Below are 11,134 nucleotides of genomic sequence, written 5' to 3' on the forward strand. Positions count from 1 at the left end.
ACAGCAATAGTGATCGTGCTTATTTTGTCACCCCATCTTCCTTGAACATGGTTTTCAAACCACGCAAGGCCTGGCGTATGCGCGACTCATTTTCAATTAAGGCAAAGCGCACATATTCATCGCCATATTCACCAAAGCCTATGCCGGGTGAAACGCAGAGCTTGGCTTTTTCCAGCACCTGTTTGGAAAATTCCAGCGAACCCAAATGGCGATAATGCTCAGGGATGTGTGCCCAGATATACATCGAGGCCTTTGGTTTTTCCACCATCCAGCCCAGTTCATGCAAGCCTTTGACAAGCACATCACGACGGCGCTGGTACTGGTCACGGATTTCATTGACACAGCTCTGGTCACCTTCCAGTGCGGCAATCGCCGCCACCTGCACAGGTGTGAAGCTGCCATAGTCGTGGTAACTCTTGATACGGGCGAGTGCTGCGACCAGTTCCTTGTTACCGACCATGAAGCCTATGCGCCAGCCGGCCATGTTGTAACTCTTGGACATCGTGAAAAACTCGACGGCAACATCGCGCGCCCCAGGCACCTGCATGATGGACGGGGCTTTCCAGCCATCATAGGTGATGTCGGCATAGGCCAGATCATGCACCACCAGGATATTGTGTTCCTTGGCCAGCTTGACTACCCGCTCGAAAAATTCCAGTTCCACACATTGCGCGGTGGGGTTGGATGGGAAGCCAAAGATCATCATCTTCGGCTTGGGATAAGTTTCGCGTATCGCTCTTTCGAGTTCGGCAAAAAAATCCACGCCCGGGCTCATGCGTATGGAGCGTATATCGGCACCGGCGATCACTGCGCCATAGATGTGGATGGGGTAGCTGGGATTCGGCACCAGCACCGTGTCGCCCTTGTCCAGCGTCGCCAGCATCAAATGCGCCAGACCTTCTTTCGAACCTATGGTGACGATGGCTTCGCTGTCAGGATTAATATCGACTTCGTAACGGGTCTTGTACCAGTGCGCAATCGCGCGGCGCAAACGTGGAATGCCCTTGGAGGCAGAATAACCGTGGGTGTCAGGGCGTTGTGCCACTTCGACCAGTTTTTCTACGATGTGCGCAGGAGTTGCACCATCGGGATTACCCATGGACATATCAATGATATCTTCGCCACGACGGCGCGCGGCCATCTTCAGCTCGGCAGTGATATTGAATACGTAAGGGGGAAGGCGGTTGATACGAGCGAAAGAGAACTTTGTTGCAGGCGTAGAAGAGCCTTCAACAGCAGAACCCCGGCCCGGCGGAGTAGTTGTATTTGTCATCATCTGAATTGTACGTAGCCCTTGTAGTCCATACAGACTGCAAGAACGGGCGCCCGGAACCGTCCGAGCGACGTTGAAGCGATTTGCTTCGCGTTTGATTGTAGCGAGCAATCTCAAAAATAACAAGCTGCGGTGTTGCAGGATTCCAGCGATACTTCAATATAATACGATTTGAAAAAATCCGGCACCGCGACGGCACTTTTTGTCGAATCGCATCTTTGCCGGAATCAGAAATATCGCTGCCCATGCTTATACAAACAAGAAATCTGGTTTTGCGTGACTTCTCCGCGAAAGATATGGCACCGTATACGGCATTGCGCAGCCATCCAGAATTTCAGCGTTATTACAGCGAAGCAGATGTCACTACCGAAAAATCGGTTTTCCTGCTTGAACTTTTTATTCGGCAAAGCCAGGAAATCCCAAGGAAAAAATTCCAACTTGCTATTTGCAGCAAGGAAGAGGTACTCATGGGTTCTTGCGGCATCAGGCTGGAGGCACCAGGGTTGGCATCCCTGGGCTTTGAATTGGGCGTGGCATGGCAGGGTAAGGGCATGGCCAGAGAGGCAGCGCAGGCCATGCTGGAATTTGCTTTTCGTAAATTGCAGGTACAAAGAGTGTATGCCGAAACCCTGCTTGAAAATCAGGGAGCAACTACTTTGTGCAAATCGCTCGGTATGCGTGTTTCTGAAGCAGAAATCGGAAGGACATATTTCAAGGGCCGCAATTGGCAAACTGTAGTTTTTGAAATTTATGCGCAAGACTTTATTTCAAACGCGTCTCATCCCCGTGATGGAACGCGTTCTGGCAAGCAATGATAGCTTTAATTAATCGGGAGCAGTACATGAACTTATTCCAGGAAGGCATATTGCAGGCAGTCCCTGCCCATGCCGTTTATCTCAGTCTGAATATTAAGGCAGGTGCTAATGCCGTAACTGTCAGGAAGGTAGTACACGATCTTGCAGACAAGACTGATGGTCAGAATCTGGTCATCGGTTTCGGTGCCAGCCTCTTGCAGTTATTGGGCAGTGAGATCACAGGCATGAAAGAATTCCATGGCATAGAGGGTAGCCGCATGCGCCTGCCTGCGACACCTGCCGCATTGTGGTGCTGGTTGCGTCAGCATGAACGCGGTGATCTGGTGCGCCAGTTACACCAACTTCTGTCTTTGCTGGCACCGGCATTTGAAGTACAACAGCAGGTCGATGCCTTCAAATACAAGGAAGGCCGAGACCTCAGCGGTTATGAAGATGGTACCGAGAATCCGCATGACGATGCCGCCATCGCTGCTGCTTTTGTGGCGGGTGATACGCCTGGTTTGGCAGGTTCGAGTTTTGTCGCCATCCAGCAATGGGCACACAAATTTGATCGCTTTGATGCCATGGCAACAGCAGACCAGGACAATGCCATAGGCCGCCGCCGCAGTGATAATGAAGAACTCGAAGATGCGCCAGAATCAGCCCACGTCAAACGTACTGCGCAGGAAGATTTCACGCCTGAGGCCTTCATGCTCAGGCGTTCCATGCCCTGGTCTGCGCAGGACAAGGCTGGCTTGTATTTTGTCGCCTTTGCCAATTCCTTCTACCCGTTTGAAGTGCAGTTGAAACGCATGTCGGGTGCTGAAGATGGTGTCACTGATGCCCTGTTCCAGTTCACTGTGCCGCAGACGGGCAGCTATTTCTGGTGCCCGCCCATGCAGGATGGCAAGCCCGATCTGCGCTTATTGAACCTGGTCTGACTCCGGCGCTTTTAACAAGGCGAGGAAGCCTTCCAGTGGCAAGGGTTTGGAGAAGTAATAACCCTGGAAGGCATAGCAATTATGCGCAATCAAAAATGCCCGCTGGGCACTGGTTTCCACCCCTTCGGCAATCACATTCAAACCCAGGTTAACGCCCAATGAAATAATCGCGCGGACGATGGTCGCATCGTTTTCATCGTGGCTGAGATCGCGCACAAAAGACTGGTCTATCTTCAACTGGTTCAGCGGCAGGCGTTGCAAATAGGCCAGTGAAGAATAGCCAGTGCCAAAATCATCCATGGAAAAAGCAATACCGAGTTTTTTCAATTCATGCATTTTTTCGGTCGTGGCATCGACATTGTCGAGCACGGTACTCTCCGTCAATTCTATTTTCAGGCGGGTTGGGTCTATCTTGTGACGCCGGATGATTTCACTGAGGGTATCAACAAAATCGACTTGCTGGAATTGCTTGGCGCTGACATTCACCGCCAGGGTCAGGTGACGGGTTTCCTTGCTGCCTTCCCATTGCTTGATCTGGGCGCAAGCAGTTTCCAGTACCCATAAACCTATGGGTATAATCAGGCCGGTTTCTTCAGCCAGCGGGATGAAATCTGCCGGTGAAATAAAACCACGGTCAGGATGTATCCAGCGCAGCAGGGCTTCTGCACCGATGAGCTTGCCTTCGGAATTGACTTGCACCTGGTAGTACAACTGGAATTGATTATTCGCCAGTGCCACGCGCAAATTCGATTCCAGCAGCATGCGCACTACGAGTATGGCTTGCATGGCCGGGTCAAAAAAGCGCACCGCATTGCGGCCTGCGGTCTTGGCTTCATACATGGCCGTATCGGCGCGCTTGAACAAATCCTTGACCGTGATATCACCCCCCTGGAACAGGCAGACACCTATACTGCTAGACCCATGATGTTCAAAGTCGGTGATCTGATAGGGCTCGCTCAGCAACTTGCGTATTTTTTCGGCAATGCGGTCAGCCTGGCGCAGAGCATCTTCTTTTTCTACACTCAGTTCTTCGAGCACCACGACAAATTCATCGCCACCGAGGCGTGCCACGGTGTCACTGTCGCGTACACAGGTTTGCAGGCGGCTGGCAGTTTCTATCAAGAGCAGATCGCCAGCATCATGACCACGGGTATCGTTGAGGGTCTTGAAATTATCAAGGTCAATGAAAAGGATGGCGCTATGATTGTCCTTGCGGTTGCTGACCGAGATCAGGTGTTGCAACCTGTCCATCAGCAAACGGCGGTTCGGTAATTGCGTCAGCGGATCATAAAAAGCCAGATTGCGTATCTCGGCTTCATAACCTTTGTGGCGGCTGATGTCATTGAAAGAACCTATGTAATTGCTGACTTCGCCACGGCTATCGGTGATCGCTGTCAGAGTCACCATTTGCGGATAAATTTCCCCATTCTTGCGGCGGCTCCATAGTTCGCCATGCCAGTAGCGGTGTTCTGCCAGTGAGAGATTGATCTGCTCAAAAAAATCCCTGTCCTGTTGCTTGGTCTTGTGCAGGGGCGGGCGCCTGCCTACCAGGTCTGCTGTCGTATAGCCAGAAATACGGGTGAAAGCCTGGTTCAGTCTCAGCATGATCCAGTTGGCATCCGTGACGAAAATACCTTCCTGTGACTCAAAGGTACAGGCAGCAATGCGCAAATCCTGTTCGGCCTGTTTGCGGTCGGTGATGTCGGTGATAAAGCAATGCCATAACATCGAACCGCCGGGCTCGGGCTCAGGCAAGCCATCGAGATACAGCCAGCGTACCGTACCATCCTTGCGATGCATGCGGAATTCGCTTTGCCATGGTGCCAGGTTGCGCATGGCTTCACGTATCAGTTCAGTGCCCTTTTCTATATCCTGCGGGTCTATGCGATTAAACAAATGCAGGGCATCGTCCCTGACTTCTTCATGCGTGACTTCAAACATCTGCACGATGGCATCGCTGGCAAAAGGGATGCTCGCACTATGGTCAGGCCGTATGCGGTATTGCATGACCAGGCCAGGCAGGCGCGAAGCGACTTTATTGATACGTTGATAAGCTTCCTGTATCTGACGGGTGGCGTCTATGCTTTCTGACTGCAGGGCAGTGATGATCAGGGTGATCAGCACCATGGTCGTCATATAGGCCCACAATATCAGCAGGTTGGCCTGGCCACCGTCATAAAACGGCCCCATGCTGTGCGATGTTGCCCAGGCCGAGAACAAAGACGTGATCAGCACTGCGCAAGAGGCACCGGTAATGCCAAAGCGCATGGCTGCCCAGATCATGATGCCCACCATGATGAAGGTCAGGTGCAGGTGGCTGTAAGGGGACGCAAAGATCAGCCAGTTGGCCAGTGCAAACAAGAGCAGAAAGCCAAAGATTTCCTTCCTGCGTCTGGAAAAGCCAGACAAGGATTTCAGTGAAAAAGACAACAACAGTGGTGCTGCCAGCAAGGCACCTACAGTGTCCCCTGCCCACCAGGTCAGCCAGACCGCCGCCGGATCAACGTTCAGGCCATGCAGCCACAGCGTGAGCGTACCACCGGTCGCCGAGATGCACATGCCCAGCATGACAGCCACGCCAAAGCCGATAACGTCACGCCGTCTTGAAAAATCACGCCTGAAACCCTGTTTGCGCAATAACCATTTACTCAGCACAGGCCCCAACGTATTCCCTATCGCCAGACTGCCAGCCACCAGCACACTGAAACCTGCCGACATTTCCAGCAGCCAGGCCGCGATGAACACCGCTGCCGAGGCCAGCTTGCCATAGCGCAGCAAGCCAGTGATGGCAATGCCGGTTGGCAGCCAGATCAGGCTGACATTCGGGTTGACGTAGGGAATGGACAAACCTATGCGACCGGCACCAAAGTAGGCCAGCATGATCAATAGAAAATGCCCCAGCCTTAGTTCCTGGCGAAAGTTTCTTGTATTGGCAAATTGCTCTGATTTATGCATGGATGAGGACTATAAATGGCTTGAGCAATTATGCGGCAAAGGCAGGGACGCATTGGTTAACTTTTGATAAGTCAACATTCCATATCAAAAAGTCGCGGGCTGGCAAAACCCCATGCAGCAGCCTTTGCTTAACTTTAGATCAATATCCATCGTTCTTCCAGGCTGAGATGGAAAACGCCCACCCTGGCAAATTTTTACATCTTGTTTACGCCGCCCATTTAAGTCTTTACGAAGTTTTTACATGCTTCTGGCTATGCTTCAACGTGTAAAAACGAGGAGCGAAGCATGGAATATCTGATGGAATTTTTATATCTCGCAGGCATGGGAATGTTCTTCCTGCTGATCTGGGCTTTGGTGCTGGCCTGCGACACTTTGGGAGCAAAAGCATGAATCCCTTCTACATCCTGGGCACGGTGGTGGCTGCCGCCCTGTTCGTCTATCTGATCGCAGCCTTGTTGAATGCCGAGGAGCTGTGATGACTACGCAAGCAATTGTTTTATTGGTATTGTTCCTGGCCGTATTATTGATACTTTCTTATCCTTTAGGCCGTTATATCTCCAGGATAGCCGATGACAAGGCGAATGTACCCGGCATGGGCTGCTTGCGCTGGCTGGAAAAAGGCCTGTACCGTGTCGCAGGTGTTAAAGCAGAAACCGGCATGGGTTGGAAGCAATATGCGATAGCCCTGCTGATCTTTAATACCCTGGGTGCGTTGCTGGTGTATGCAGTGCAGCGCCTGCAAGTCTGGCTGCCTTTGAATCCGCAAAACATGGCGAATGTCAGCATGGATTCTTCCTTTAATACGGCGGTCAGCTTTGTCGCCAATACCAACTGGCAAGGCTATACCGGTGAAGCCACCATGAGTTACCTGACCCAGATGCTGGTGCTGGCCGGGCAAAACTTCTTTTCCGCAGCGACCGGCATAGCAGTCGTGTTTGCGCTGATACGCGGGTTCAGCCGTCATTCAGCCACATCCATAGGCAATTTCTGGACTGATATCACTCGTTCTACCCTGTATTTGCTGTTGCCATTGTCGGTAATATTCGCAGTCTTCCTCATGGGCCAGGGCGTGCTCCAGAATTTCTCTGGCTATAAAGATGTGCAACTGATCGACCCTGTGACTTATAGCCAGCCCAAGCTCGGTCCTGATGCGCAGCCTTTGAAGGATGACAAGGGTGCACCCATCATGGAAACCCTGACGGCAACTACCCAAACCCTGCCCATGGGCCCGGTGGCTTCGCAAGAGGCGATCAAGATGCTGGGTACCAATGGTGGTGGCTTTTTCAATGCCAACTCGGCACATCCTTATGAAAACCCCAGCTACCTGAGCAATTTCATGCAGATGATCGCCATCTTCCTGATCCCTGCTGCGCTGTGCTTTGCCTTTGGTCACATGGTCGGTGATATGCGCCAGGGCTGGGCAGTCTTGACGGCAATGACAGTCTTGTTCGTGGCCATGACGCTGACGGTGATGTTGTCTGAACAGCAGACCCATCCTGTGCTGGCCAGCATGAATATCGACCAGGCCACTTCAGCCCTGCAAGCCGGTGGCAATATGGAAGGCAAGGAAACCCGCTTCGGTATCAGCGCCTCCAGCCTGTTTGTGGCTGTGACTACCGCAGCATCTTGCGGTGCGGTGAATGCCATGCATGATTCCCTCATGCCTATTGGCGGTCTGGTACCTATCGTACTCATGCAGTTTGGTGAAGTGGTGTTTGGTGGCGTAGGCAGTGGTCTGTACGGCATGTTGATCTTCGCGATACTGGCCGTGTTTATCGCTGGCCTGATGATAGGCCGCACACCAGAATACCTGGGCAAGAAAATCCAGGCGTATGAAATGAAGATGACTTCCATCGCCATCCTGGTGACACCGGTCCTGGTGCTGGCAGGCACGGCCATTGCAGTGATGTCAGAAGCAGGCAAGGCTGGCATCCTTAACCCCGGCGCCCATGGTTTTTCTGAAGTGCTGTATGCCTTTACTTCAGCCGCCAACAACAATGGCAGTGCCTTTGCTGGCCTGAGTGCGAATACACCTTTCTACAACATCATGCTGGCAATCGCCATGTGGTTTGGTCGCTTTGCCATGATCGTGCCTGTGCTGGCGATAGCCGGTTCACTGGCAGGCAAGAAAAGGCTGGAAGCCAATGCTGGCACCATGCCCACCCATGGCCCCATGTTCATCGCCTTGCTGGTGGGTACGGTGGTGCTGATCAGTGTGCTCAATTATGTGCCTGCCCTGGCCCTGGGCCCGGTGGTTGAACATCTGCAACTGATAGCGAAATAACGCACGAAATAATTTGGGAAACTTGAATGAGGCCATGCCTGATGGCGCATGCTCATTCAGACCCACTCGTAGTTTAAGGGGATTAACATGTCTAGTACCAGTATACAAAAGTCGATAGACAGCAAAGTCAATACAGCCGCCAAACCTGGCGCTGGACAAGCTGGCGACTCCATATCAGGCAGCAAGCCACGCTTGTCGCTGTTTGACAGCAGCCTGATCATGCCTGCCGTCATCGATTCATTCAAAAAACTCAGCCCACGCACGCAATTGCGTAGCCCGGTGATGTTTGTCGTGTATGTAGGCAGCATCATCACCAGCATGCTGTTCGTGCAATCCCTGATGGGTCAGGGTGAAGCCAGCCCTGGCTTTATCCTGGCGATTTCCATCTGGTTATGGTTCACCGTCCTGTTTGCCAATTTTGCCGAAGCGCTGGCAGAAGGCCGCAGCAAGGCCCAGGCCGCTTCCCTGCGCGCATTGAAGCAAACCGTGATGGCCAAAAAACTGACCATACCAAAACATGGCACGACCTGGCTGCCAGCCCAGGCCAATGACTTGCGCAAGGGCGATGTGGTACTGGTGGAAGCCAATGATGTTATCCCTATCGATGGCGAAGTCATAGAAGGCGTGGCGACGGTGGACGAAAGCGCCATCACCGGTGAATCAGCACCCGTGATACGTGAATCTGGCGGTGACTTTTCTGCCGTCACCGGCGGTACCCGCGTCTTGTCTGACTGGCTGGTGATGCGTGTGACATCCAACCCAGGTGAAGCCTTCATCGACCGCATGATCGCCATGGTAGAAGGCGCGAAACGCCAGAAGACCCCGAATGAAGTCGCCCTGACCATTTTGCTGGTGGCCCTGACCATCATCTTCCTGGTAGTGACTGTGACCTTGTTGCCGTTCTCCCTGTTCAGCGTTGATGCCGCCAAGGCTGCGGGTTTTGCTTCTGCGCCTATCTCTATCACGGTGCTGATCGCCTTGCTGGTTTGCCTGATCCCCACCACCATAGGCGGCTTGTTGTCTGCCATTGGTGTAGCTGGCATGAGCCGCATGATGCAGGCGAATGTCATCGCCACGTCTGGCCGTGCGGTGGAAGCTGCGGGTGACGTTGATGTATTGATGCTTGATAAAACCGGCACTATCACCCTGGGTAACCGCCAGGCATCTGACTTTTTCCCTGCACCTGGTGTGAGCCTGCCACAACTGGCTGACTCTGCCCAACTGGCTTCCCTCGCAGATGAAACACCAGAAGGCCGCAGCATCGTTATCTTTGCCAAGCAAAAATATAATTTGCGTGAACGTGAGATGGCCAGCCTGAACGCGACTTTCGTACAATTCACCGCACAAACCCGCATGAGTGGTGTCGATATCGGCAATCGCCAGATACGCAAGGGCGCTGCAGATTCCGTCAAGAAGTTCGTGGAATCGCTCGGTCGCCCCTTCCCTGCTGAACTCAGTAAAACCGTGGATGATATTTCACGCCGCGGCAGCACGCCATTGGTCGTCGTCGATGATGGCAAGGTCATGGGTGCGATAGAGCTCAAAGATATCGTCAAGGGCGGCATCAAGGAAAGGTTTGCCGAGCTGCGCCGCATGGGCATCAAAACCATCATGATCACCGGTGATAACCGCCTGACTGCCGCAGCGATTGCCGCCGAGGCCGGTGTCGATGACTTTCTGGCAGAAGCCACGCCAGAAGATAAACTCAAGCTGATACGCAGCCATCAGGCTGAAGGCCGCCTGGTTGCCATGACGGGTGACGGCACCAATGATGCACCGGCACTGGCACAGGCTGACGTGGCAGTCGCCATGGCATCCGGCACACAGGCGGCAAAAGAGGCAGGCAATATGGTGGACCTGGATTCCAACCCTACCAAACTGCTGGAAATCGTCGAGATAGGCAAACAGATGCTGATGACACGCGGTTCGCTGACGACGTTCTCGATTGCGAATGATATCGCCAAGTATTTTGCGATTATCCCGGCAGCCTTTGTCGCCACTTATCCACAGCTCAAGGCGCTGGACATCATGCACCTGACCAGTCCTTCATCGGCCATCATGTCTGCGGTGATCTTTAATGCCCTGATCATCGTTTTCCTGATCCCGCTGGCTTTGAAGGGCGTCAAATATCGCGCCATTGGTGCATCGCTGCTGTTGCGCCGTAATTTGCTGATCTATGGCCTGGGTGGCATCGTCCTGCCTTTTGTTGGCATCAAGCTCATTGATGTCATCCTGGCCGTGTTGCATCTTGCCTGAATTTATATCGCTCAATAAGGAATCATCATGAGTACTATTACAAACAATGATACGGGCAATTCTATCTTCCGCCCTGCCATCGTCCTGCTCGCCGGGCTGACACTGGTGGTTGGGGTCTTCTATCCCTATGCCATGACAGGCGTTGGCAAGGTGCTTTTTAGCGATCAGGCAGAAGGCAGCTTGATTACGCAGAATGGCAAGACCGTTGGTTCTTCCCTGATAGGTCAGGCTTTCACGTCACCCAAGTATTTTTGGGGCAGGCCATCTGCGACTGGCCCCATGCCAAATAACGCTGGTGCGTCCAGTGGTTCTAACTTCGGTCCGACTAACGCGGCGCAAATAGATGCCATCAAGGGCAGGGTCGAGGCACTGAAGGCGGCTGACCCTGGCAATACGGCAAAAATCCCTGTCGATCTGGTGACAGCATCAGCCAGTGGGCTTGATCCTGAAATCAGCCTGGCGGCTGCCAATTACCAGTTGGCCAGGGTGGCACGCGAACGCAAGCTGCAAGAGTCGCAAGTCAAGGCTATCATAGACCAGTTGGCGCAACATCCTGCCCTGGGTTTGCTGGGTGAGGCCAGGGTCAATGTGCTGGCTTTGAATCTGGCACTGGACAAGCTCGGCAAGTAGT

At 53.0% G+C, this 11,134-nt stretch carries 8 protein-coding genes; 6 read left to right on the forward strand and 2 right to left on the reverse strand.

Going from position 1 to position 11,134, the window contains the following annotated elements; all coding sequences use genetic code 11:
- Positions 1-19: 19 nt before the first annotated feature.
- A complete protein-coding gene (gene alaC, locus UNDYM_RS28110; protein ID WP_162044104.1) occupies positions 20-1,273 on the reverse strand; it encodes an alanine transaminase in 1,254 nt (417 codons plus the stop codon).
- 245 nt (positions 1,274-1,518) lie between these two features.
- Here alaC and UNDYM_RS28115 point away from each other — a divergent pair, with 245 nt between their 5' ends.
- Both UNDYM_RS28115 and UNDYM_RS28120 read left to right on the forward strand, forming a co-directional pair.
- Positions 1,519-2,088, forward strand: coding sequence for a GNAT family N-acetyltransferase (locus tag UNDYM_RS28115; protein ID WP_162044105.1), 570 nt, complete (start codon positions 1,519-1,521; stop codon positions 2,086-2,088).
- A 26-nt stretch (positions 2,089-2,114) separates the two neighbouring features.
- Entirely contained in the window at positions 2,115-3,008 is an 894-nt protein-coding gene (locus UNDYM_RS28120) for a Dyp-type peroxidase (RefSeq protein ID WP_162044106.1), read from the forward strand.
- On the opposite strand, the gene UNDYM_RS28125 is transcribed toward UNDYM_RS28120, so the two are convergent.
- Complete coding sequence (locus UNDYM_RS28125) at positions 2,991-5,963, reverse strand: EAL domain-containing protein (RefSeq protein WP_162044107.1); 2,973 nt, start codon at positions 5,961-5,963, stop codon at positions 2,991-2,993. The genes UNDYM_RS28120 and UNDYM_RS28125 overlap by 18 nt on opposite strands.
- Positions 5,964-6,349: 386 nt before the next feature.
- Between UNDYM_RS28125 and kdpF the strand changes: the two genes are divergently transcribed.
- The 4 genes from kdpF (at position 6,350) to kdpC (ending at position 11,133) form a co-directional block, all read left to right on the forward strand.
- Positions 6,350-6,439: a K(+)-transporting ATPase subunit F gene (kdpF, locus tag UNDYM_RS28130; RefSeq protein WP_110254457.1), complete on the forward strand. Its 90-nt coding sequence runs from the start codon at positions 6,350-6,352 to the stop codon at positions 6,437-6,439.
- Complete coding sequence (gene kdpA / locus UNDYM_RS28135) at positions 6,439-8,247, forward strand: potassium-transporting ATPase subunit KdpA (RefSeq protein WP_162044108.1); 1,809 nt, start codon at positions 6,439-6,441, stop codon at positions 8,245-8,247. The genes kdpF and kdpA overlap by 1 nt, the downstream gene beginning before the upstream one ends.
- A 219-nt stretch (positions 8,248-8,466) precedes the next feature.
- A complete protein-coding gene (gene kdpB / locus UNDYM_RS28140) occupies positions 8,467-10,503 on the forward strand; it encodes a potassium-transporting ATPase subunit KdpB (protein WP_232064281.1) in 2,037 nt (678 codons plus the stop codon).
- Positions 10,504-10,530: 27 nt separating this feature from the next.
- Positions 10,531-11,133 carry a potassium-transporting ATPase subunit KdpC gene (gene kdpC, locus UNDYM_RS28145; RefSeq protein WP_162044110.1) on the forward strand — a complete coding sequence of 201 codons (603 nt, stop codon included), beginning with the start codon at positions 10,531-10,533 and terminating at the stop codon, positions 11,131-11,133.
- Position 11,134 lies beyond the last annotated feature (1 nt).

Source organism: Undibacterium sp. YM2, from assembly GCF_009937975.1.
Taxonomy (GTDB): Bacteria; Pseudomonadota; Gammaproteobacteria; order Burkholderiales; family Burkholderiaceae_D; genus Undibacterium.

Excerpts from the sequence above, each read along its gene's own strand:
- UNDYM_RS28115 (WP_162044105.1), top strand. The coding sequence starts at position 1,519 with ATGCTTATACAAACAAGAAATCTGGTTTTGCGTGACTTCTCCGCGAAA.
- kdpA (WP_162044108.1), top strand. The coding sequence starts at position 6,439 with ATGACTACGCAAGCAATTGTTTTATTGGTATTGTTCCTGGCCGTATTA.
- UNDYM_RS28120 (WP_162044106.1), top strand. The coding sequence starts at position 2,115 with ATGAACTTATTCCAGGAAGGCATATTGCAGGCAGTCCCTGCCCATGCC.
- kdpF (WP_110254457.1), top strand. The coding sequence starts at position 6,350 with ATGAATCCCTTCTACATCCTGGGCACGGTGGTGGCTGCCGCCCTGTTC.
- alaC (WP_162044104.1), bottom strand. The coding sequence starts at position 1,273 with ATGACAAATACAACTACTCCGCCGGGCCGGGGTTCTGCTGTTGAAGGC.
- kdpB (WP_232064281.1), top strand. The coding sequence starts at position 8,467 with ATGCCTGCCGTCATCGATTCATTCAAAAAACTCAGCCCACGCACGCAA.
- kdpC (WP_162044110.1), top strand. The coding sequence starts at position 10,531 with ATGAGTACTATTACAAACAATGATACGGGCAATTCTATCTTCCGCCCT.
- UNDYM_RS28125 (WP_162044107.1), bottom strand. The coding sequence starts at position 5,963 with ATGCATAAATCAGAGCAATTTGCCAATACAAGAAACTTTCGCCAGGAA.